This window comes from Eubacterium sp. LMAG:50 (assembly GCF_008680265.1).
Taxonomy (GTDB): domain Bacteria; phylum Bacillota; class Clostridia; order Lachnospirales; family Lachnospiraceae; genus Eubacterium_U; species Eubacterium_U album.
The window spans coordinates 201,231-224,887 of the sequence record NZ_NALP01000004.1; the positions used below are offsets into that span (position 1 = coordinate 201,231).

Annotated in this window: 29 protein-coding genes; 1 reads left to right on the forward strand and 28 read right to left on the reverse strand. The window is 32.9% G+C overall.

What is annotated here, in order from left to right:
• Positions 1 to 93: 93 nt before the first annotated feature.
• Positions 94 to 1,221 carry a cysteine desulfurase family protein gene (locus CCC31_RS01130; RefSeq protein WP_290848952.1) on the reverse strand — a complete coding sequence of 376 codons (1,128 nt, stop codon included), beginning with the start codon at positions 1,219 to 1,221 and terminating at the stop codon, positions 94 to 96.
• A gap of 107 nt (positions 1,222 to 1,328) precedes the next feature.
• On the opposite strand from CCC31_RS01130, the gene CCC31_RS01135 reads away from it, so the two are divergent.
• Positions 1,329 to 2,849, forward strand: a complete 1,521-nt coding sequence (locus tag CCC31_RS01135; protein ID WP_290848953.1) for an oligosaccharide flippase family protein — start codon at positions 1,329 to 1,331, stop codon at positions 2,847 to 2,849.
• Here the strand turns inward: CCC31_RS01135 and CCC31_RS01140 are convergent.
• From CCC31_RS01140 to CCC31_RS01270, 27 genes are all read right to left on the reverse strand, one after another.
• Positions 2,830 to 4,587, reverse strand: a complete 1,758-nt coding sequence (locus CCC31_RS01140) for an ABC transporter ATP-binding protein (protein ID WP_290848954.1) — start codon at positions 4,585 to 4,587, stop codon at positions 2,830 to 2,832. The two genes, CCC31_RS01135 and CCC31_RS01140, sit on opposite strands and share 20 nt — an antisense overlap.
• A gap of 1 nt (position 4,588) precedes the next feature.
• Entirely contained in the window at positions 4,589 to 6,316 is a 1,728-nt protein-coding gene (locus CCC31_RS01145) for an ABC transporter ATP-binding protein (protein ID WP_290848955.1), read from the reverse strand.
• A 111-nt stretch (positions 6,317 to 6,427) separates the two neighbouring features.
• Positions 6,428 to 7,297, reverse strand: coding sequence for a DUF4097 family beta strand repeat-containing protein (locus tag CCC31_RS01150; RefSeq protein ID WP_290848956.1), 870 nt, complete (start codon positions 7,295 to 7,297; stop codon positions 6,428 to 6,430).
• Entirely contained in the window at positions 7,294 to 8,028 is a 735-nt protein-coding gene (locus tag CCC31_RS01155; protein ID WP_290848957.1) for a hypothetical protein, read from the reverse strand. Before CCC31_RS01155 ends, CCC31_RS01150 begins: the two co-directional genes overlap by 4 nt.
• Positions 8,021 to 8,359 carry a PadR family transcriptional regulator gene (locus CCC31_RS01160; RefSeq protein ID WP_290848958.1) on the reverse strand — a complete coding sequence of 113 codons (339 nt, stop codon included), beginning with the start codon at positions 8,357 to 8,359 and terminating at the stop codon, positions 8,021 to 8,023. The genes CCC31_RS01155 and CCC31_RS01160 overlap by 8 nt, the downstream gene beginning before the upstream one ends.
• A gap of 309 nt (positions 8,360 to 8,668) precedes the next feature.
• Complete coding sequence (locus CCC31_RS01165; RefSeq protein ID WP_290848959.1) at positions 8,669 to 9,427, reverse strand: amino acid ABC transporter ATP-binding protein; 759 nt, start codon at positions 9,425 to 9,427, stop codon at positions 8,669 to 8,671.
• Between the two features lie 9 nt (positions 9,428 to 9,436).
• Positions 9,437 to 10,087 (reverse strand): amino acid ABC transporter permease, encoded by a 651-nt coding sequence (locus CCC31_RS01170; protein ID WP_117909502.1) that lies wholly within the window; start codon positions 10,085 to 10,087, stop codon positions 9,437 to 9,439.
• 62 nt (positions 10,088 to 10,149) lie between these two features.
• Positions 10,150 to 10,965 carry an amino acid ABC transporter substrate-binding protein gene (locus CCC31_RS01175; RefSeq protein WP_290848960.1) on the reverse strand — a complete coding sequence of 272 codons (816 nt, stop codon included), beginning with the start codon at positions 10,963 to 10,965 and terminating at the stop codon, positions 10,150 to 10,152.
• A 1,016-nt stretch (positions 10,966 to 11,981) separates the two neighbouring features.
• Positions 11,982 to 12,212, reverse strand: coding sequence for a hypothetical protein (locus CCC31_RS01180; protein ID WP_022089271.1), 231 nt, complete (start codon positions 12,210 to 12,212; stop codon positions 11,982 to 11,984).
• Between the two features lie 80 nt (positions 12,213 to 12,292).
• Entirely contained in the window at positions 12,293 to 12,475 is a 183-nt protein-coding gene (locus tag CCC31_RS01185) for a TNT domain-containing protein (protein WP_022089270.1), read from the reverse strand.
• Positions 12,438 to 12,881 (reverse strand): hypothetical protein, encoded by a 444-nt coding sequence (locus tag CCC31_RS01190; protein ID WP_290848961.1) that lies wholly within the window; start codon positions 12,879 to 12,881, stop codon positions 12,438 to 12,440. The genes CCC31_RS01185 and CCC31_RS01190 overlap by 38 nt, the downstream gene beginning before the upstream one ends.
• 180 nt (positions 12,882 to 13,061) lie before the next feature.
• Complete coding sequence (locus tag CCC31_RS01195; RefSeq protein ID WP_022089268.1) at positions 13,062 to 13,334, reverse strand: hypothetical protein; 273 nt, start codon at positions 13,332 to 13,334, stop codon at positions 13,062 to 13,064.
• A 316-nt stretch (positions 13,335 to 13,650) separates the two neighbouring features.
• A complete protein-coding gene (locus CCC31_RS01200; RefSeq protein ID WP_022089267.1) occupies positions 13,651 to 13,998 on the reverse strand; it encodes a hypothetical protein in 348 nt (115 codons plus the stop codon).
• The gene (locus CCC31_RS01205; protein ID WP_118565788.1) at positions 13,985 to 14,341 is read right to left on the reverse strand and encodes a hypothetical protein; all 357 of its coding nucleotides are present in this window, start codon (positions 14,339 to 14,341) and stop codon (positions 13,985 to 13,987) included. Before CCC31_RS01205 ends, CCC31_RS01200 begins: the two co-directional genes overlap by 14 nt.
• 590 nt (positions 14,342 to 14,931) lie before the next feature.
• Positions 14,932 to 15,150 (reverse strand): hypothetical protein, encoded by a 219-nt coding sequence (locus CCC31_RS01210; RefSeq protein ID WP_022089265.1) that lies wholly within the window; start codon positions 15,148 to 15,150, stop codon positions 14,932 to 14,934.
• A 4-nt stretch (positions 15,151 to 15,154) separates the two neighbouring features.
• Complete coding sequence (locus CCC31_RS01215; RefSeq protein ID WP_290848962.1) at positions 15,155 to 15,808, reverse strand: hypothetical protein; 654 nt, start codon at positions 15,806 to 15,808, stop codon at positions 15,155 to 15,157.
• Positions 15,809 to 16,080: 272 nt separating this feature from the next.
• Complete coding sequence (locus tag CCC31_RS01220; RefSeq protein WP_022089262.1) at positions 16,081 to 16,332, reverse strand: hypothetical protein; 252 nt, start codon at positions 16,330 to 16,332, stop codon at positions 16,081 to 16,083.
• A 9-nt stretch (positions 16,333 to 16,341) separates the two neighbouring features.
• Positions 16,342 to 17,088, reverse strand: coding sequence for a hypothetical protein (locus tag CCC31_RS01225; protein ID WP_022089261.1), 747 nt, complete (start codon positions 17,086 to 17,088; stop codon positions 16,342 to 16,344).
• Positions 17,089 to 17,229: 141 nt separating this feature from the next.
• Positions 17,230 to 17,442 carry a hypothetical protein gene (locus CCC31_RS01230; protein ID WP_290848963.1) on the reverse strand — a complete coding sequence of 71 codons (213 nt, stop codon included), beginning with the start codon at positions 17,440 to 17,442 and terminating at the stop codon, positions 17,230 to 17,232.
• On the reverse strand, positions 17,423 to 17,893 hold the full coding sequence (locus tag CCC31_RS01235) for an SMI1/KNR4 family protein (RefSeq protein WP_118565945.1): 471 nt from the start codon (positions 17,891 to 17,893) through the stop codon (positions 17,423 to 17,425). Before CCC31_RS01235 ends, CCC31_RS01230 begins: the two co-directional genes overlap by 20 nt.
• A 14-nt stretch (positions 17,894 to 17,907) precedes the next feature.
• Complete coding sequence (locus CCC31_RS01240) at positions 17,908 to 18,540, reverse strand: HNH endonuclease (RefSeq protein ID WP_290848964.1); 633 nt, start codon at positions 18,538 to 18,540, stop codon at positions 17,908 to 17,910.
• A gap of 88 nt (positions 18,541 to 18,628) precedes the next feature.
• Complete coding sequence (locus tag CCC31_RS01245) at positions 18,629 to 19,042, reverse strand: hypothetical protein (RefSeq protein WP_147365057.1); 414 nt, start codon at positions 19,040 to 19,042, stop codon at positions 18,629 to 18,631.
• 185 nt (positions 19,043 to 19,227) lie between these two features.
• Positions 19,228 to 19,581 (reverse strand): hypothetical protein, encoded by a 354-nt coding sequence (locus CCC31_RS01250; RefSeq protein WP_118565947.1) that lies wholly within the window; start codon positions 19,579 to 19,581, stop codon positions 19,228 to 19,230.
• An 18-nt stretch (positions 19,582 to 19,599) separates the two neighbouring features.
• Positions 19,600 to 20,028 carry a hypothetical protein gene (locus CCC31_RS01255; RefSeq protein ID WP_290848965.1) on the reverse strand — a complete coding sequence of 143 codons (429 nt, stop codon included), beginning with the start codon at positions 20,026 to 20,028 and terminating at the stop codon, positions 19,600 to 19,602.
• A gap of 463 nt (positions 20,029 to 20,491) precedes the next feature.
• A complete protein-coding gene (locus CCC31_RS01260) occupies positions 20,492 to 20,833 on the reverse strand; it encodes a hypothetical protein (protein WP_022089250.1) in 342 nt (113 codons plus the stop codon).
• Entirely contained in the window at positions 20,834 to 22,939 is a 2,106-nt protein-coding gene (locus tag CCC31_RS01265) for a hypothetical protein (RefSeq protein ID WP_290848966.1), read from the reverse strand.
• A gap of 453 nt (positions 22,940 to 23,392) precedes the next feature.
• Positions 23,393 to 23,653 (reverse strand): hypothetical protein, encoded by a 261-nt coding sequence (locus tag CCC31_RS01270; RefSeq protein WP_118565958.1) that lies wholly within the window; start codon positions 23,651 to 23,653, stop codon positions 23,393 to 23,395.
• Positions 23,654 to 23,657: the final 4 nt, after the last annotated feature.

Consider the following 23,657-nt stretch of genomic DNA (forward strand, 5'->3'; position numbering starts at 1 on the left):
TTATTGAATACATATAAAAACATCCACACAAACTTATTTTATAACAATGATGTTTATGCGGATGCTTTTACTTTTATATAATTCATTAGTTTTCTACTGTTCTCTTTGCAGTTTTATTAACTTTTTCATTATTTCTACTGTCCTGTCAATTTCATCTCTTGTATTTTCATGTGATATAGTTATTCTTACTGTTCCATAAGCATACTCTTTCTGAACATTTATAGCCATAATAACCTGCGACGGTTTTCCTCCTGCCGCCGCACAGGCCGAGCCTGCTGAAATACAAATGCCTTCATTTCCCATATCTTCAACCAATTTAGCAGCGTTTATATTTTTAAAACTAAAATTTGCGTTTCCGGGAAGCCTTTTAAATTTATGTCCGTTAAGTTTTACATCATCAATTTCATTCATAACACGATTTATGAGATAATTACGCAAATACTGTTCTTTTTGCATTCTATAACTCATGTTCTTAATCGACTGAATTGCTGCCTGCTCCATTCCAGCAATTCCTGCTACATTTTCAGTTCCTGAACGCTTTCCATTTTCCTGTCCACCACCCCATATAAGTGGTTCAAAATCATCTATATTTCTTACATAGAGAAACCCAACACCTTTAGGTCCGTTAAATTTGTGTGCACTTACGCTCATCATGTCAATATTCATCCTTGCAACATTTATCGGAACATGACCAAATGCCTGTACGGCATCTGTATGAAAAGTTATTCCATATGCTCTTGCTAAACGCCCTATCTTTGCTATCGGTTCTATTGTTCCTATTTCATTATTTGCAAACATGACCGATATAAGCCTTGTATTTTCCTTTATAGATTTTTCTAATTCATCAATATTTATTTCTCCATCCGGATTTACATTTAGGTAGGTTACTTCTGCACCTTTTTTTCTAGCGTATTCACAGGTATTTAATATTGCATGATGTTCAATTTTTGTTGTAATAATATGCGAATTTTCAATATCCTTTATTTTAAGCACAGCACTATTATCTGATTCAGTTCCTCCTGATGTAAATATGATATTTTCAGGATTTGCATTAATCATTGCTGCCATCCTTATTCTTGCTCTTTCGACGATACTTCCTGCCCTATCTCCAAAAGGATAATTTGCAGATGGATTTCCATACTCATCTTCTAAAAGCGGAACCATCGCTTCTTTTGCTTCTTTACATACTGCCGTAGTTGCAGCGTTATCTAAATATATCAAAATTTCACCCTCTCATTAATCATTTTTAAGTACTTTGCATCATATTATGAACTAATAAATTTTCTGCTTTATTTTTCTTTATAGTAAAAAGCAGAATGGAGAATTTTATGTCAAAACAGACTACTATTATTTTAGGAACCATTATGCTTACATTTTCCGGGATTGCAAGCAGAGTTATTGGTTTCTTATATAGAATATTCTTATCTAACTTAATTGGTGCTAAAGGGCTTGGCCTTTTTCAAATGATTTTTCCCGTACTTGCTTTCTTTATTTCTTTTTCATGCGGTGGAATACAAACTGCTGTATCAAGATTTGTTGCTGAAAGTAAAGATTTAAAAAAGAGTTATTCAATATTTACGGCAAGTATTATCATGTCTGAATTTCTTGCTGTTATCGCCTCGTTTATTATGTATTTTTTTTCTAATGTTTTGGCTTCTTTTTTAGGCGAACCAAATTGTGCCGTACTCTTAAAATACGCTTCTTACACTATACCTATGACTGTTCTCCATGCCTGTACCGTAGGTTTTTATCTTGGTTTAAAAAAGCCTCTTATCCCATCAATAGCTCAGGTTTTAGAACAGGTATTCAAATTGGCTTCCTTGTTTATTTTTTATGTTATTTTTACATCTAAAGGGTATGCCCTAACACCTAAAGTTGCTGTCTTCTCTCTTATTTTATCTGAAATTGCGGGAACTGTTTACTGCATTCTTGTTGTTTCAAATTATGGGATTTCGTTCTTTTCAAAAGATAATTTTTCAAACATTTTTTCAAAAATGAAAATGCTTTTTAACGTCTCTTATATTCTTACTCTTAATAAAATTTTACTGACTTTCTTTCAAAGTGCCGAAGCAATACTTATTCCGTTTATGCTTGTCAAATACGGCCTAAGTTCTAATTCAGCTATTACCTTATATGGAATTCTTGCAGGAATAACTTTGCCTGTAATTACATTTCCATCAGCTATTAGCAATTCTATTGCAATGATGATTATGCCTACAATTGCTGACGCAAATGTTTCAGGGAACAAAGAAAAAATAAAAATTACAACAAATTTCACAATATGGTTTTCTTTAGTTACAGGTATTTTTTGTATTGGCTTTTTTACTTTTTTCGGAGATTTTATTGGGAAAGATATATTTGGTCATGCAAGTGCCGGTTCTTATATTAAAACACTTTCATGGTTATGTCCTTTAATGTACATGTCCATATCTTTTGGCTCTATTTTGCATGGTCTTGGCAAAACTACTGCTGCGTTTATTCATAATATGGCCGCCATAATTATTAGATTATTATTTTTACTTCTACTTGTTCCTTTTTATGGAATAAAAGCTTATTTCTGGGGAATGCTCTTAAGCGAATTGATAACTGTTTCACTTCATTTACGCTACATTTCTAAAGAAGTTACTGTTAATTTTTCTCCTGTTGCGAACATAATAAAACCTGTCATCTGGCTAACCTTAAGCCTGACAACAGGTTATATTTTCATACATATTTTTAGTGGTTCGTCAACTTCCCACTCTTTAATTTTTAATTATGGCTCGCAATTTTTGTGTGCTATAATTATTAGCCTTATATTTTTTTCATTTGCCTATAAACAATGGCAAAAGTTTAAGAATTTACTGAACTAAACTGATTGTTGTAAAGTTCATAATAAAATCCTTTATTTGCAAGCAGCTGATTATGATTTCCCTGCTCTATAATCTTTCCATCATTCATGACAAGTATTGTATCTGCTTCTTTGATAGTTGAAAGTCTATGCGCAACAATAAAAGTTGTTCTTCCTTTCATCATCTTAGCAAATGCTTTCTGGATTCGTATTTCCGTTCTTGTATCAATAGATGATGTAGCTTCATCTAAAATAAGCATTGGTGGAAGGCAAAGCATAACTCTTGCTATACACAGTAACTGTTTCTGTCCCTGTGAAAGATTTCCGCCATCATCACCAATTACAGTATCATATCCATTTGGAAGTCTCTTTATAAAGCTATGCGCATGGGATAACTTGGCTGCTTCTATTACTTCTTCTAATGTTGCATCCTCTTTTCCCATTGCTATATTATCTCTTATCGTACCATTCTTAAGCCATGTTTCCTGTAGCACCATTCCATAAGATTTTCTAAGACTTTTTCTTGTTATATCTTTTATATTATGGCTATCCATCGTGATTTTTCCACTGTTAACGTCGTAGAATCTCATTAAAAGATTAATTATAGTTGTCTTTCCACATCCTGTCGGTCCTACAATGGCAATCATTTTACCCGGTTCGACACATAAATTTAAATCTTCAATTAATTTCTTATCAGGTGTATATGAGAAATTAACATGGTCTAATTCAACACTTCCTGATGCATTTTCAATATCTATTGCATTTTTATTTTCGATTTCCGGTTCTTCTTCAAGAAGGACAAATACTCTTCCTGCACAGGCAATCGCATTTTGAAGTTCCGTAACAACGCCTGAAATTTCATTAAATGGTTTAGTATATTGATTTGCATAACTTAAAATACATTGTAAATTACCTACTGTAATTCCTCCTGTTATTGCAATAATACCACCTGAAATTGCTACTCCTGCATAAACAAGACTGTTAACAAATCTTGTTGACGGATTTGTGATTGATGAGAAAAATGTACCCTTTAAATAATATTTTCTTAAATCCTCATTAATTTCATCAAACTGTTCTACAACTTCATCTTCTCTTCCAAAAGCCTTTACAACTTTTCCATTTCCAATCACTTCATCTATCAATGCCGTCTGCTTAGCTCTTGTTTCTGACTGTTTTTTAAACATTGAATAAGTTCTTGTTGCAATAAATTTAGCTACAAATAAAGAAACAGGTGTTACTAAAACTACAACCAATGTAATTTTAATACTTATTGTGAGCATAAATACTAACGTCAATATAATTGTAACAATACCTGTAAATAACTGAGAAAATCCCATAAGCAAGCCATCTGCTAACTGGTCTACATCTGTGATTATTTTACTTACTGTTTCTCCATTAGAATGACTATCAATATATTTAAGTGGCAATTTCTGTAAGTGTTCAAATGTCTCTTCTCTAATATCTCTTACTACATTATAAGTAATTTTATTATTACAGTTATTCATTATCCACTGTGCAAGTGCAGCTATTAAAGTAAACGTGGCTATTTTAACAGCTATAAGTCCAATCTCTGTAAAGTCTACCTTTCCCTTACCTAAGATAAGGTCTGTAGCATTTCCTAACTGAATTGGTACATACAATGAAAGAGCAACATACACTAGTGCAAAAAATAGTGAACCACCAAGTAAATACCAATATTTTTTTATATGCTTTATTACTTTTTCCAAAGCCTGCTTTTGAGTCAATGTTTTTTCTTCCATCTTACATTCCCTCCTTTTCCGGCTTTTTAAACTGTGATTCATATATTTCCTTATACACTTCACAATTTTCTAATAAGTCCTTATGAGTTCCAATTCCCATAACATTTCCATCATCAAGCACAACAATCTGATCTGCATCCATAATTGAAGCAGTCCTCTGGGACACAATAAATACTGTCATATCTTTTAACTTTGCTATCTCTTTTCTCAAATTAGCGTCAGTTGTATAATCAAGTGCTGATGAACTGTCATCTAATATAAGAATTTCCGGCTTTCTTACTAAAGCCCTTGCAATTGTAAGTCTCTGTCTCTGTCCACCTGAGAAATTTCGTCCATTTTGTTCTACAACAGAATCTATTCCATTTTCTTTCTGCATAACAAAATCATAGCTTTGTGCCTGCTTTAACGCTTCCATCAAATCATTTTCTGTTGCACTCTCATTTCCCCATAAAAGATTACTTCTAATTGTTCCTTTAAATAAAACTGCTTTTTGTGGAACAATTCCTATTTTATTTCTAAGACATTCTTCAGTGTATTCCTTAACATTTGTTCCATTTACTAAGACTTCACCCTTAGTTGCATCATAAAATCTTGGAATCATATTTATAAGAGACGTTTTACCTGAGCCTGTTCCACCTATTACACCTATAGTCTGTCCTTTTAGAACCTTTAAATTAAGTCCTTCTATCGTATTTTCACTAGAACCTGCATACATAAGTGAAACATCTTTAAATTCGACTTCAATTTCTTTATTCTTTCCTTCTGTTTCATTTCCAAATTTCATTGAAGATTCAACTTTCATAACATCTTCAATTCTATTTGCACAGGCAAACGCTTTCGTCAGATTAATAATAAGATTTGCAAGTTTTATCAATTCTATTAAAATCTGTGACATATAATTGATAAGTGCTACAACCATTCCCTGTGTAAGATATCCGGCATCTACTCTTATTCCCCCTACATAAATAATTCCAATCATGGCAAAATTTACTACCACGAATGTGAGTGGATTCATAACTGCGGATATTTTTCCAACAAAAATCTGAAATTTATTTAATGCATCATTACTTTCATTGTAACTATCAATTTCATTCTGTTCTTTATTAAATGCTCTGATTACTCTTGTTCCGGATAGATTTTCCCTTGTTTCAGATAAAATTTTATCCAAACCATTCTGAACTTTTTTATACATTGGGATTGTTGCAAGCATAATTCCAAATACAATTACTGCAAGAATGGGAATCGCTACAACAAATACAAGTGCTGCCTTAACATCTACCGTAAATGCCATAATTGTTGCGCCAAACACAATAAACGGAGACCTTAGGAACAATCTTAAAAACATATTAACTTGAGACTGAACCTGATTCAAATCACTTGTCAATCTTGTAATAAGTGTAGATGAGCCTAATCTGTCAATCTCATCATAGGAAAATGTCTGAATGTGTTTAAACAATGCATGTCTTACTTCTGTTCCAAATCCTGCCGCTGCCTTTGCTGCGAAATACTGTGCCGTTAAAGAGCATATAAGTCCAATTATAGCAAGTAAAAGTAAAGCTCCTCCCATTTTCAGAACATAAATATTATCCCCTTTAGCAATACCATTATCTATTATTTTCGCCACTACTAAAGGCACAAATAATTCAAACGATGCTTCTAACATCTTAAAGAGGGGAGCAAACACTGATTCTTTCTTATAATTCTTTAAATACTTTAATAAACTTTTCATTTAAATTTCTCCCATTTTTTAAATGCTATTCTTATTATGTAAAAATATTATGGCAGGTATACTTATTTGCACACCTGCCATAGCATTTTATCACATTATAGTAGAAAAATGTTAATCAATTTCAACGCTTCCCATATCACATTCTATACTTATCATCTTTTCTGCACCATTATCTTTATTTCCATCACTTGAAAAATCAGATTTGTCGATACAATTTTCAACATACAAATCAGCCATATTTATATCCCACTGATAATTATATGCACTAGTTCCATCATTCAATGTCATTTCTGCATTTCCCATAGAGCAGACAATCTTTCCCGCACCATTTATCACTCCTTCTATATCTAAATCTCCCATAGATATATCAGCATTTAATGTATCAGTTGCTATTCTATCAATTGAAATTTCTCCCATATTTATTTCAACGTCAGCAGATGATGATTGTAAATTGTCGATTGATATACTTCCTGCACTGGAATTAATTGTTGTATATACAGCTGACATATTTTCAATATCCGCCTCTCCTGCTGAAAGACTCAAATTAAAATTACCATATGATTTTCCACTTGGTAAATATACAGTTACATCTTGTGTGCCCTTTTTCCATTTTTTCTTATATTGTATTAAAACATTTAAGGAATCTCCTTCATTTATATAATAAACTTCCATTATATCTGCATTATAAGAAAATCCTATCTGTTCTTTGTTCCATTCCTCAACATCATATGACGCTGTCAATAAATCAAGTTTTAAATTATTCACTGACACCATATCAATTGTATCACTATTATTTTCTAATTTAGTCATTCCTGTAGTATCGTTCTTTTCTATCTTAACCTTAGCCTTCGCAAAAGTCTTCCCTATCTCTTCTTTAACAATATTACTTCCACCTTTCGAGATTCCAGCCACTATACACACGATTCCTAGTACAACAATAATAGCACCAACAACTGCCGTAATTTTTATAAATTTCTTCATACATTAAACTCCTTTCTGCCTGTTATTTTGTGAACCAATTCTACAACTTGTTTAAATAACCAAGGCAAAAATCTTATGCAAAACAGAACTTCCGGTACTACCAGTAAAACAGCTATACCAAATAAAATTAAACCAATTCCCATAAGAAGTATTGATGTTGCAAATCCGTACCCTGAAACTATTGCAACTACAATCAATGATATTCCTGCTACTCCTAACCCAATTATAGTTCCGCCAAGACCAAAAACAATTCCTATAATAACTCCTAATATTCCACTCCATATTGGAAATGTAACTGCCGCAATTATGATAGCAACAATTATTTTAATTGCTCTTTCATCATTTTTCTTATTGTATTGTCCTGCATTATTATATTCATATTGTGCTGTATTTTGAGAATTATTATATGAATACTGTCCTGCATTTTGACTATTATTATAGCTATTGCCGGTATTTTGCTTTGTATTGTATGAACCACTTGTATTATCTCTATTATAAGTTCCACCTATATTAATATTTTCACTGGTTATATTCTCTCCGCTATTAATGCTTTTCTTTAATCTCATCGCTATCTGTTCAGGTGTTCCTACACTTTCAGGTACAACCATATCTTCCGTGATTCCTGCATCATCAAAATATTCTTTATAATAACTTAAAGCATCATATCTATCATTAAAAGAAACATCTGATAACATTCTTTCTAACGTTTCCATAAAAACTTTTCTAGTCATTTTCATTACCTCCTGATTTTTCATTTTCAAATAAATCCGTTATCTTTTTAGAATAATTACCCCATTCAGTTACATACATATTAAGCTGGCTTCTTCCTGTATCAGTAATTTTATAATATCTTCTATTCCTTCCATCTATGGCTTTATCGTACAATTCAAAATATCCTTCCTTCTGTAACCGTCTAAGTACCGGATATAACGTTGATTCAGATACGCTAAGAACACTTCTAACATCCTGAGTTATCTTATATCCATAGGTTCCTTCCTTTTCCTTAGATACGACGGCTAATACTATTGCATCCAATAAATCAGCTCCTGTATTAAATATCATAGGCTTTCCTCCATATTATTTTGTTATATATATTATATGGTGTATAGTATTGTATGTCAACTACATATTATGTGATGCAAAATAACCAGAAATAAAATTTTTCAGTTTTTTTCTAAAAAATGCAATCATTTGTTAAATGTATTATAACTAAAAACTCGCAACTCTAATTTAATGTAATTATATAATTCACAGTTTCTATAACAATAATAAAAGCGTAGCTGTTGTTCCAACCTACAATTGTCAGATTTATGTCTAACCTTTTTAGATTTGGTACAAACCACTACGCTATAATTTCTTTATTTATTAAATTTACAAATTTCTATATTTACCAAGGAACTCTTTTGTTCTCTGATTTTCTGATGCAAATACCTCACTCGGTGTTCCATCTTCTACAATAGCACCATGTTCCATAAATATAATTCTGTTTGAAACTTCTTTTGCAAATGACATTTCATGAGTAACTATAACCATTGTCATATGTTCATCTGCCAATTCTTTTATAACTTTAAGAATTTCCTGCGTCAACTCGGGATCAAGAGCTGATGTTGGTTCATCAAAAAACAAAATATCCGGTTCCATTGCAAGTGCTCTTACAATAGAAACTCTTTGCTGCTGACCACCTGATAACTGACATGGATAAGAATCTTTCTTATCTGCTATACCCATTTTTTCAAGCAATTCCATCGCAGTCTTTTCAACTTCTGCCCTATCTCTTTTTTGTACATGAATTGGTGCATCAATAACATTTTTCCATACTGAATAATGTGGAAAAAGATTGAAATTCTGAAATACAAGCCCAAATGAATCTCTGATTTTCTTTAATTCATTTTTCTTTGCATACATTACTTTGCCATTCTGTGTATCAGCCATCACATCATTATTATATGTTATTTTTCCACCATCAATTTTTTCTAAATTAACTGCACATCTTAATAATGTTGACTTTCCTGAACCTGACGGTCCAATGATAGACAATACTTCACCTTTATTAACTGAAAGGGAAATGTCTTTTAACACTTCTAAATCACCAAAGTGTTTCTGAATATTATTCATTTCTAAAACGCTCATATTCCCCTCCTACTTGTAATAATTTAATTTCTTTTCTGCAAAGTTCATTACCCATGCAACTACACTATTAAAAATAAAATAGAACACACCTGCAATAATAAATGGTGTAAAGCTTGTATTAGATGATGCAATCTGCTTTGCTACTGTAAACATTTCCAAATAAGCAATTGAGAATGCAAGTGAAGTATCCTTTACAAGACATATTACTTCATTTGTAATTGATGGAAGAATTCTTTTAATAACCTGCGGTAAAATTATTTTAAAGAATGTCTGTGCCTTATTATATCCAAGTAATCTTGCTGCCTCATATTGTCCAACAGGCATCGATTCAATACCTGAACGATATATTTCTGCAAAATAAGCTGCATAATTTAAGGCAAATGCAACTATTATAGCAATAAATCTGTAACTTCTTGGTATACGAATATGAAGTAAATAATTAGGTCCAAAATAAATTGCCATTACCTGCAACATCAATGGAGTTCCTCTCATTATTGCTATGTACACTGTTACTATATATCTTATTATTCTGTTTTTTGCCATTCTGCCAAATGCAATAACCAAACCAAGCGGTAATGAAAACAGAAGGGTTAGAAAAAATATTTTTAATGTTTCTACCATACCTTCTGACATCTTAGATATCATCATATCCAATGGCATTTTTGCTGCTAACAACATCATTCCTGTTTGTAAAGTCATTATTTCCTCCAGATTATCTTAGATTATTCTCCTAAGCAAATCATATCATCAATTCCATATTTTTCAGCAAGTTTTGTTACTGTTCCGTCTTCATACAACTTCTTAATATCTGCATTCACCTTATCTCTAAGTTCAGTATTGCCTTTCTTAAATCCAATTGCATACTGTTCAGAATTCAATTTCTCATCAAGGATTTCATATCCGTCATCTCTTGATTCAATCTGATACTTAGCAACCCCTATATCCATTGCAACTGCATCTACTGTTCCTGCCTGTAATTCAGCAAATGCTGTATTGTAATCTGCATATTCCTGTAAATCTGCAAATGTCTTAGCTAAATCTTCCTGATCCCCACCTTCTTTTAATAAACCAAGTGCTGCACTTCCTGCCTGAACACCTACGTATTTATCTTTAAGGTCAGCTAACTTCTTAATTCCTGAATCTTTAGCAACAATCATAACCTGTTCATTATTTACATATGGGTCTGACCATGTATAATCATCTTCTCTTCCATTCATTGTAAATCCATTCCAAATACAATCAATGTTTCCATTATTTAACTCTAAGTCCTTTGAATCCCAGTCGATAGGAGTCTTTACAAGTTCCCATCCTTCAATATCACATACAGCCTGTGCAAGTTCAAGGTCAAATCCTGTATATTCACCACTATCATCCATGTATCCGTAAGGTGGATATTCAGCATCAAATCCTACTGTAAATGTTGTTTTTCCACTGTCATTCTTACTACTGTTATCTTTACTTCCATTATCCTTGCTTCCACATGCAGTCATTGAAAATACCATTGCACATGATAAAGCTAATGCTACTAATTTTCTCATAATTTCCTCCTAAATTAAAGATGTTTTCTTTCATTTATTGTTTTACTACTTTATCAAACTAAAGTGTACCACGTAATGCTATCAAATTGCAGAGAAAAAGTCAACTTGTTTATTTGAATACATAATTCAAGTTAAATGATAATTTTCTTTAAAAAATCCATATTATCATCAATAATATATTCATCATTCAGTTTATTCTTTAGAAGATTGATTGCTATGAGCAATTCTTTAAAAAAATTTTTTCTTTTTAGTATCCTTAAATCCAATATATTTGAATTCTTTTCCATCATCCAAATACAAACTGTCATATATTTTTTTGAATATTGATAAATTTAGTTTCAATATCACTATCTCCTATTAAATATGGTGATAAATCATACCCCATATCTGCCCAATCTGCATTAGCAGTCGTTGCATCTTTAATATTTATTATTTTGTATCCATCAAGTGTTATTTTATTTCCAAGTTCATCACTTAATTTAACATAATCAATTGTCTTACTACCACTCTGGTCTCACTTAATCCACCCTCAACAATCTTCTTTACTTCATCCGCACCTTTTCCTTCCTTAAATAAATCGAATGCTTCGTCTCCGTAACTGTTTATAAGGTTTACTGCCTTTTTGGCTTCTGCAGGTTCAAGGTTGTCGATTATCTTTGCAAGGTCGTCTCCATACTTCCCTGCAAGGTTCAGACCATCCTGTCCGAATTTCTGCAGTATGGCTGCCGTTCTTTGATGGTATCTAAATCTACTTCCCTAACACGCTGATATAAACGCACCCTTTCGCAACATTTTTTCTTGTTGCTAGGCGTGCGTTTATATCAGCATATTGGAACTAAATATTCTATCTTGATTTTTCAATATCCTTTCTTATACCAAGCTCGGCAAAATTTTGCTAGTATCTATTAATTAACATCATGGATTCTTAATTGCTTCTGGGCAACTATGATGATTAATTAATAGACATGCATGAGTTATAGGTTGTTGGGAATCCGAAAGTACAACCATAATCAAAATTATTTAGTTGCATATCTTTTTATTTTATGCAAAAAATATTCACAAGCTTCCGTTTCTGTTTCAAATATTTTTAGTCCACTTTTCTTTCCTCGTTCGCTATAATAAACCTGCCATTTATCATCCTTTACAATACATAGTTTTTCATTAGGTAATCCACTCGTCATTATAGAATACAAATCACTCGCTATTCCCAATTGTACTAATTCATGTTCTAATTCTATTATTGTCACTACTTAATCCTCCTTAATATACCAGCATCTAGTAATTTATCCACTGTATCAGGTAATAAATATTGTATTCCTCCTCCTGGTTAATCAAACCATGGTGCTATTTCACCTGCCTTCACATTAATTGGTTCAACAACTTCAAATACACTATATGGTTTCATGTCAGTTCCTGGTGCTAGCGCTCTCATCTCATATGGAATCCCTTCTGGAGAAGTAAATGTGCCAAAATCACTTCCATATCTTCGTTCCAGATTGTAAAACTTCATCTATAGGTATTCTCGCAAAGCCATTGTTTTGAGGCCAATGAATTTCTCCTGTTATTTGATCATAATACTTAGGATTGTCAAATACATCCTTATATTTCAAATACAATTCGTCGCTAGGTGTATTATTCCAAGCATCTATTTTTGCTCTATCTTCTTGACTTATTACTTTACCTTCGCCCTCAACAATCTTCTTTACTTCATCCGCACTTTTTCCTTCCTTAAATAATTCAAGTGCTTCATCTCCATAACTGTTTATAAGGCTTACTGCTTTTTTAGCTTCTGTCGGTTCCAGATTGTCGATTATTCTTGCAAGGTCATCTCCATACTTTTCTGCAAGCTTTAGTCCGTCTTCTCCAAACTCCTGCAGTATGCTTGCTACCTTTTCACCATATTTTTTGCTAAGCAACTCCCATGCATCAATGAAATTCCAGTAATCCGGGCTTCCTCCTCCGGGAATATATCCTGTATCAGGTGTGTCTATTAATTAATATCATGGCTTCTTAATTGCTTCTGGACAACCATGATGATTAATTAATAGACGTGCAGAAGTTGTAGGTCGTTGAATGTTCAAAAGTATAAGCCTAATTTAAATTGGAAAAGTTGAATAATTTATCTTAGAACTTATTAAATAACATTTCTTTATGTTTCTTTCCAACCTGAGCTTTATTTTTTCATCAGATGTTTGAACTTTTACCAATTTCCAAACAAACTTTAACAATTCTTGTCTCCATTTTTCAACCGTTTCCTCAGAAATGTTTAACAATTTATAGTTCTCATAAACTTCTTTTTCTTCCATGGCCATTGCAAACAATGAGCCATCATACTTAAAAAATACTTTTTTTACCTCTTCACATGTCATATTTACCTACTTTCTTACAGCTTTCCACAAGCCATCACCAGTTGATTCAAATGTATACCCTTTACTAAGTATATAATTTATTTATCTCTGATAAAATCTTTTTGCACCATCATCAAAATAATATTGGTTCTAAATCTAAAAAAAATTCAGTTTTAATTTTAAATGTCCTTATGTATACCCAATTGGTAATTTTTGATCTAGTGTCTACATTTTAATTTACATGTATTACATCACCTTCGGTGAGAACCATTCCGATTATTTGACCGTAGTTAAATTTTTTGTTGCTTTCCTTAAGTGAAGACATACTTTTATAAAACTACTTCCAACCATGAATCTTTAAATATTTATCAGGAATTCTCAACTCAAGCTCTTCAATAACATTTTGTAAATAGCTATCCATATCCATATTCGAATAACAATTATGTTCATTAATTACACTTAGTAACTTCCCATTTCCAACTTCTATCGAGAATCCAATTATATCAAGCTCATAACTAAATACTACCGAAAAGTAATTATATGCTATAAAACATATTTTAAATGACCAATGTCCTGTTTTCTCAACTATATCATAAAACTCCATACCTCTTATTTTATTGCCAAATGATTGCTTTATTTTTCTCCCAATTTCCATTCTAATTTTATTAAAATCATTTAATTGCATACCAAAAATCTCCTCTCTTCTCCAACGCAAAATATCCATGTTTTTCTTGCAAATAATCCCATTCCCATTTTAACGCACATTCTCCATATGCCTCTGGATTATGTGAAAATCGTATTTCCTTACTAGCACTTACAGCATCATCTAATGCAGGCTTATTAAAATAGTCAAACATATTTTGACCTGTTGCATCTAAACCATATGTATCCGTAATTTTATCCCACTCCGTTCCAAGACTAAAATATGTTGTATTTCCAGCCTTAACAGTATATGACCCTGTTCCTGGTACTGAATAATCTTTAGTTCCGTCCGCCCTTATAGTCGGTTCGTACTTACCTAATGTCATTATATTCGAGTCTGCATTATGCACACTATCAACTCGATACTTTTCATATTCTGCCAGTGGAATCTTTCCATCAACTTTTCCATCAATTATTTTTAATCCATTAATAGTGTTACATCCACCCTCAACAATCTTCTTTACTTCATCCGCACCTTTTCCTTCCTTAAATAAATCGAATGCTTCGTCTCCGTAACTGTTTATCAGGTTTACTGCCTTTTTGGCTTCTGCAGGTTCAAGGTTGTCGATTATCTTTGCAAGGTCATCTCCATACTTCCCTGCAAGGTTCAGACCATCATGTCCAAATTCCTGCAGTATGGCTGCCGTTCTTTCACCGTAACTTTGTCTTAACAGCTCCCATGCATCAGTGAAATTCCAATAATCAGGGCTTTCTCCTCTGGGAACATGTCCTATATCAGGTGTGTCTATTAATTAACATCATAAATTCTTAATTGCTTCTGGGCAGCCATTATGATTAATTAATAAACGTACAGGAGTGATAGGTTGTTGTGATTTCTAAAATATAATCGTTAATAATGTATTTTTATCTGCATATATTTTAACAAACTTGTATTATTCATTATAAAAAATCCTGTTTATTTGCTATCTCCAAACATCTTCTCGTTTTGATACTTTATAATTATATTATATGCATCCATTGTACTTTTTTGAGCCAAGACAACTTCCTCTTCGGTTATCTGGATTTTCTCCATTCTATCACATATTTCGCCAGCATCATAAATCATATAGTAACTATTATCACATTTTACTATTTCAATTCCATTTCCCGTAAAAATTTTTTCCATTTTAAACATCTTACTACTTTCCTAAAATATTTTCTGTCACTATGTATTCTGTTTTTGGTACAGGGTCAATAACCGCTTCCATAACACCACCTGGCGTCCAATAACCTGGCCATGCACCAGCTTCATTTCCACTTGGTATTCTTATATTTTGAGGATTTGGTATATCTACTCTTACAGGGTTAGTTCCCAAATCTCCTGGATTTAGACCTAATAATTCCTCTAATCTTGAAACATCACCACCAGCCTGTGAAATTACTTCATCTGCAACCGACTTAGGCATAACAAAAGTACCTAATCCTACACCTTCTGTATCAACAGGTGCCTTTGATTTAATTTTTGTTACACCATCTTGAAAATGACTAAGATGACTATCTATGTATTCTTTGCTTAAATAAGTAGCTGGGTCAGGTCTACTTCCCTTCGGAGTAGAAAGTATTTCACTTATCTTATTTTCATCTCCCCCTTCTTTCGTTAACATATCTAATATTTCATCCCATGTCTTTATTCCACTAGTTTTTAAAACACTCTCACTTAAACCACCCTCAACAACCTTCTTTACCTCATCAAAGCTTTTTCCTTCCTTAAACATTTCCAGTGCATCATCACCATAACTGTTTATAAGGCTTACTGCTTTTTTAGTTTCTGTTGGCTCCAGATTGTCGATCATTCTTGCAAGGTCATCTCCATACTTTTCTGCAAGGTTCAGACCATCCTGTCCGAATTCCTGCAGTATGGCTGCCGTTCTTTCACCGTAACTTTCTCTTAATGATTCCCATACATCAGTGAAATCGCTTGCACCATTTTCTTTTAGTTATTCCCACAAGTTAATAAACAATTCTTTTCTCCATTTTTCTACCATTTCCTCAATGTTTTCTGAGTCTATCTTTACAAGCTCATTTTTCCTTGAAAGCGCCATCTTAAATACTTTTCCTTCGTCATTTATTTTATTGTTCTATAGCAAAATTTTACTTTTTTATAAAGTTTTTCCAATGCTTCCTCTTCACTTTTAAAATATTCTTCGTATTTTAATCCTCTTTCATTATTTTCATAAACTTTCCACATTTTCTTATCTTTATCAAATCCATATCCCAAAACAAAATCAGCATTTGATATATAATTTATACATATTCTCCACCTTTCTATTTTATCTCTAAATAATAATATTTTAGAAATTAATATTCTCTTTTCCACTTTACACCTCTATTCATACAATATTCCAATTGTTTTCATAATGTTGCCATTTAATGGCATTACAAATTGTCTAGCTCCACCAGACAACTCTGACCAAGCGCTTGCAATACCTTTTACACCATATGTTGCATCTATATTACCTATTTCTTTTTGAATATTTTTCATGAAAATTTTATATTCGTAACGTAATTCTTCAAACTCCTCAATGTCCCATTCTTCAATATTTTCTTTTTTTAGTATCTTATTAAATTCATCTATGTTCCCATTCTTTATTGCATCTATTTTATCAAAATATGAGTCAACATTAAATGTTACGATATGATACGCCTCTTCATTCTCTAAATAAGGAATTGCTCTTTCACTATAGGTATATTTTCCTGACAACGGCACATCCGCAAAATTATTGCCTCCCATATAACCATATCTGTCCCATATTATAGACAAACCATTCTCTCTTGTTATTGGTTCTATTGTTCCATCCTTAAATCCAAGTTTCATTGGCCAATCATATATTACATTTCCATTTGAATCAAATTCTTTTATGTATTTAACATCCTTAGGTACATTTACATCTGTTTTATATTTTGAATCCTTAAATAACTTCTGTAATTCCTGTACTTTCTGTACTTTCTGTACATTATCTAAATCTTTTCTTTTTCCTATTTCACATGCCACTCTATTGAATTTATCAAAAGATTCTATTCCACCCTCAACAACCTTCTTTACCTCATCAAAGCTTTTTCCTTCCTTAAACATTTCCAGTGCTTCATCACCATAACTGTTTATAAGGCTTACTGCTTTTTTAGCTTCTGTCGGTTCCAGATTGTCAATTATTCTCGTCTTTACAACAAACGCATTCCAAAACGAATATTGTCATTTCGAATGCGCTTGTCATAATTACAATTTAAATTTTTCCTTTACTATTTTAATCTCTGCTTCATTTTTGTTTATCCATTTTTGATATACAAACCTTTCAACAAACTTCATTCCCAATCTTACCCACTCTCTATAATCGCCTCCCATAGCCACTATAGACAACTTGTCTTCTGTTTCATCCATAACTCTAAATTCAAAGCCTTTTTCTGTTTTTTTATCCCAACATTTCAACAAACTCTGAGAATGTATCTGCTACCTTGTATGTTACAGGAGCAAAATCTTCTGATTCCTCATGGCTCCATACACAAATTGAAGGTTTCTCTTTACTTTTTCTATAATCTAAACATACATAATCTCCTGCGAATAACTCTGCTATTGGCAGAACCTCTACTCCAATTAAATCTTCATTATCCGTCAAACGCTCTCCTATTTGGGATTCTACAACGCTTATATCATACCAACCATTTTGAGTTTCTTGAACATTCTTCAAAATACACAAAAATCTTGTAACTGCATAATTATGTTTATTACACTCAAATGATTTTTCATTTGGTATACCACCATTATAATTCACAACAAAATTTCTGTAATCCGCTGGCAAAACCAATCTCCATTTTCTCTCTTTTTCTGCTAATAATTCATCAGTTGGTATCGGTTGAATAATCGTATTATCTTGTATCGTCATTTTATATCCTCCTATTATCGAGGGGCATCTGCCCACATTCCAGCAGTTCGTCCTCCATTGTGCGTTGTTATATTATGTATTCCTGTTGGTACTAATTGCATTTTACCTGGTATTTCTGTATGATGCCATGTATATCCGTCTACAGTTCCACCAATTTGTTCATCCAGCCATTTAAACTGCTCTGCATCGCTCATCTTCCACATGTTTTCTGGCAAATATTGTGTTTCCTTTACTACTCCTGCAGATTCAAAATCGGCAAAGCCATATCTCATGCCTTCTACTTTGGTAACCTTTATGTCAGGAATTAATCCAGCATCTATAGCCTGTTGTTTAATAATACTTCTTTGCTTTTTGGTGAGATTCTCTCCTCCTGGTATTGTATCATCCCATGACCACGCTTGGTTAGAGTTAATTTTATCTGCATATACTTTTGCATAATCATCTAAAACATCATCAAATGATTTATTTCCTCCAATAAATTCGTCTATATTTTTTATTGATGTATCTAAGCCACCCTCAACAACCTTCTTTACCTCATCAAAGCTTTTTCCTTCCTTAAACATTTCCAGTGCATCATCACCATAACTGTTTATAAAGCTTACTGCTTTTTTAGCTTCTGTCGGCTCCAGACTGTCGATTATTCTCATCTTTACAACAAACGCATTCTAAAACGAATATTTCCCTTTCGAATGCGCTTGTCGTAATTACTTAATTTACCTTAAATTGCTCTTATAATTACAATTTAAATTTTTCCTTTACTATTTTAATCTCTGCTTCATTTTTGTTTATCCATTTCTGATATACATACCTTTCAATACACTTCATTCCTAATCTTTTCCACTCCCTGCAATCACCTATCATTGTAACTATAGACAACTTGTCTTCTGTTTCTTCAACAATTTCAAATTCAAAACCTTTATAAATTGCCATTGTCCTTATTCTATAATATTCAGTTATTTCGGAGCTATTTACAAATTTCATACATACTATTTTATCTTCAATATATTTAATATTAAACGGTTTACACGGTTCAAAACCATTTTTCACATCCTCTATGTCTGTTGAACGTAACACTATTTTTCCTTCTTGAGTTTCCCCTGCTGTATATTCATTTCCTAAATAAATTGCGTATTTTCCATCTTTCATCATACTGTCTCCTGTTTTTATTGTTTTATAACTTAAATCAATCTTATAAATACCTGATACAGTCTATTATTTTAACATCATGAATCCTTAATTGCTTTTGAACAACCATGATTGTTAATTAATAGACATTCATTAAGTCTGGGTTGCTTTAAGTTCGAAAATTTAAACATAATTAAAGTTTAAATCTTCTATATGTCGCAATCATCATATTGACTAAGCACATAAGCTTTATAATATGAATCTAAAAACTTATCTGGCAAACGAAGTCTACAATAATCATCAATAATTTGCAAACTTTTTTTAATTGACTCAACATCGCTATTTAACGAACAACTTTTTCCTAAAAATTCTGTTATAACACCTTCTTTTCCTACTTCCAAACCCGCTCCAAATCTTCCATACTGATCATCTAAATTACATTTTAACAAAAAAGAATCATATAATACACATGCCACTTCCTTTGTTGCAGAATTAATATACCTCATCTTTGCTTTATATCCAAAAAAATCTTCCACTAAATCATATAATTCATCTACATTCATTGTTATTCTCCTTTAATATTATGGTTTCATTGTCATAGTTTCAGCATCCCACTTGTAATTATTTTTTAATAGGTATTGATACTCTTTTCCTAATGCACCAGTATCATTAATCGGATTATGTGAAAACTGAAATGTTTTTCCTTCATTTATTCCATCATCTAGGAATGCCTCATTAAACAATTTAAACATTTCATCATCCGTATATCCATATTTAGTTTTAATAGTATCCCACTCATTCCCCAAACTAAAATATGTATAATCATCTCCTGCTTTTGTTATATAACTGGTTGGATCACCTCCATCATATTTTCCAAGCATTACTTTTTCTTTGCCTGCATTATGTATACTACTCTGATATATATTGTCATATTCTGTATAAGAAATAACCTTTCTACCACTCTCAACAACATTCTTTACCTTATTAAAGCTTTTTCCTTCCTTAAACATTTCCAGTGCATCATCACCATAACTGTTTATAAGGCTTACTGCTTTTTTAGCTTCTGTCGGTTCCAGATTGTCGATTATTCTTGCAAGGTCATCTCCATACTTTTCTGCAAGCTTTAGTCCGTCTTCTCCAAATTCCTGCAGTATGGCTGCCGTTCTTTGATGGTATCTAAATCTACTTCCCTAACAAACTGATATAAACGCACTCTTTCGCAACATTTTTTCTTGTTGCTAGGAGTGCGTTTATATCAGCATATTGGAACTAAATATTCTATTTTGATTTTGTAATGTTCGTCCGTATACCCAACTCGGCAAAATTTCGCTAGCGTCTATTAATTAACATCATGGATTCTTAATTGCTTCGCAACAGCCATGATGGTTAATTAATAGACATGCAGGAGTTATAGGTTGTTGGGAGTCCGAAAGTATAACCCTAATAAATTATAATTAATTTTCTTTAAAGATACTACTTAACAATATTAAATCCCTCTATCTTCCCACTATCTACATTAATTGTATAATTACGTCCATAGAAATCCGATGCAAAAATAGTATCATCTTTTATGCCTATCTGCTCATAAGGAAGAAGATTTTTTAACTCTGGATAGCGAGTAGATAAATCCTCTGATTGCCAAATTAATTTTGCTTGAGCATCCAAACAATAAATGTTATTAATCTCAGTTCTATTAAATGGAATCCCAAGTAATACTATAAACTTTTCTTTATACTGGACTACAGCTCGAATATCAAATTCGAAATCATAACTATTCCCGTTGATTTCAATATGCTTCTTTTCGTATTGATACATTTAATTACCCTCCAAAAGCCTCTCATTCTTAAAATCACCAATTCTTTGCCCAATTAAATCATATTGTGTTCCACCACCATTCCCCCATCCATCTAAAGGATTGACCTCGCCTACTCTTATGTGAGTTCCAGCCTCCAATTCCACATCGCATATATATTTAGGGGTATTAGGTAAAGCAAACTTATTTTGTATCTCTAAGGGTGTTAGTCCTTTAATATCATCTGCTTTCATTACCCAACTTCCATACATACCCGATCCATCTGGCATATTATCATATACTCTAACAAAAGTAGTATTTTCAGTAAGTTCAATTTCCTTCACTAAAGTTCCAGGTTTATATGGTGGATTATAATCAGGCTTGACATTATCAATAAACCATTGATTAGTTTCTTCTGCTGTAAATGTCTTAACTTCGTTAAATTTTATTGTTTCTGTACCACTCTCAATAACCTTCTTTACCTCATCAAAGCTTTTTCCTTCCTTAAACATTTCCAGTGCATCATCACCATAACTGTTTATAAGGCTTACTGCTTTTTTAGCTTCTGTCGGTTCCAGATTGTCGATTATTCTTGCAAGGTCATCTCCATACTTTTCTGCAAGCTTTAGTCCGTCTTCTCCAAATTCCTGCAGTATGCTTGCTACCTTTTCACCATATTTTTTGCTGATCAACTCCCATGCATCAATGAAATTCCAGTAATCCGGGCTTCCTCCTCCGGGAATATATCCTGTTCCGTGACTTCCTGAACTGCTTCCGGTTCCTCCACTTCCGTGGTTTCCTGAGCCGCCTGTTCCCGGACTGTCATCCCATGATACTCCTCCAAATTCTTCCGTAAAGAAGTTTTTAACATATTTACTGTCTACGCCCATTTCCACAAGCGTGTCCCCTATCTTCCTTACGACTTTCTTTCCTAAAGTTCCCGCCACTTTTGTCATTACTGCAAAAGTCACGTTGAAGAACAGGTCCGTCATCATCTTCTTTCCGTACCGTTCCTCTCCCGTGGCACAGTACATGCTAAGTGTGAACAGACTGTCAACATATGCATACACGGCAACTCCCAGAAACACAAGTGCAACTGTCAGCAACACTGGATTTGCAAGGCCTAAAATAATCATATCTATTGCAGCAATAAGATCATATGCAGCGATTATTACATTTATTGTACCCACAATTATGTTTATTGCCGTACTGCCACCGCACATACTTCCACTTATCATGTAGGCTCCTTCGCCTGTACTTGTGTCAAGTGCAATATATGCCGTGCCTTTCCATCCATAGTAACACATTTCTTCCTTTGGTACTATGATTGTTCTTCCTGAACTGACGGCATTTCTCATTTCACTTATGGTTTTGCCGTCTGCCTTTATCCTTTCCAGCTCATCCATGTTTTTTGAGTCTATCTTCACAAGTTCCATGCCTCTTGAAAGCGCCACCTTAAATACTTCCATTGTGGATACGGCAAATGTTCCAACTGTTTCCTCAAGGACAAAGCTTTCAAGATATGAACCTACAAATCCGCTATATACCATGAAATCCCTTACCGGATTATGGTCCACCTTGTTTTCTTTATCATCGTTGCTGTCTTTTTCATTTTCCTGATCATTGTTTACTTCAGAAGTTCTGATTTTATCTCCGTTGTATGCAACTCCATATGTATCCGTGTCTATATCAACAAACACTGTGCCTTCAGATATTCCGATTGGTGCACCAAATATGCTTGTGACCCTTGGTTTGTATCCAAAAATTCCCTCACTTATCTGTCTCCATGTTGTAACATTTAATATTCCCTCAAGCATACTGTCTGCCATATCAAGCTGTGCAAAGTATGTTGTGCCAATTCCTGAAAGTGTTTCCCCCATTGCCCTGTCATTGCTTTCTTTTCCTGATTCAAGTTTTTCCTTTAAACTGAGCAGTTCGGTCTTTGCATCGCTTAAATCAGCTTCGCTTATTTTTCCATAATCAAATGAAACCGCATAACTTCCACCCGCGACAAGAGGATTGTCAACTGATACTGTTTCACATCCTGCTTCATATATATCCATTCCAAATATTGTATATGTTCCGGGACGTACTGCATTCCCCTTTGCAACACATTCCCCGTCTGCCATTATGCATGGAATAACCTTAATGAGATATGCAGGTGTGCTATATATATCGCCATACTTTTCTATTATCTTATCATCTTCATCTGTTTCAGGGACATATTCAATCCAGACATTTTTTCCATGTGTCTTAAATACCGCTTGTAATACTGACTTTTATAAAATACCCGCACCATTTATAATAATACTTTCACAGGAAAACGCACCTTTTTGCAACATTTTTTTGTTACTAAGAGTGCGTTACTTCAGCATATTGAATTTGCAATGTCCTTTCGTATACCCAACTCGGCAAAATTTCGCAAGTGTCTATAAATTAACATCATGGATTCTTAATTGCTTCGCAACAGCCATGATGGTTAATTAATAGACGTGCAATAGTTATAGGTTGTTGGGAGTCCGAAAGTATAACCATAATAAACTCAATATGAGGTCTTGAATTTCCTTATTATAAAGGCAAAATTAAATATATCTATTATTTTCAACCTCAAAGTTTACAATTGATAGCAATTCATCAAAAGCCTCCTCTTCGTTTTCAGTTATCAATCTAATTCTATGTCTCCCTCGCTCATTATTGACATACACTTTCCATTTCTTTTCACATGTATCATAAAAACATCCTATTGTAAAATCAGCAAAAATTTCATCGCCAATCTCCAACTTCCACTTTCCTAATTTACATTGTAGTTCTTCTTTAATTTTCAAAAATTCTTTTCTATTCATTTGT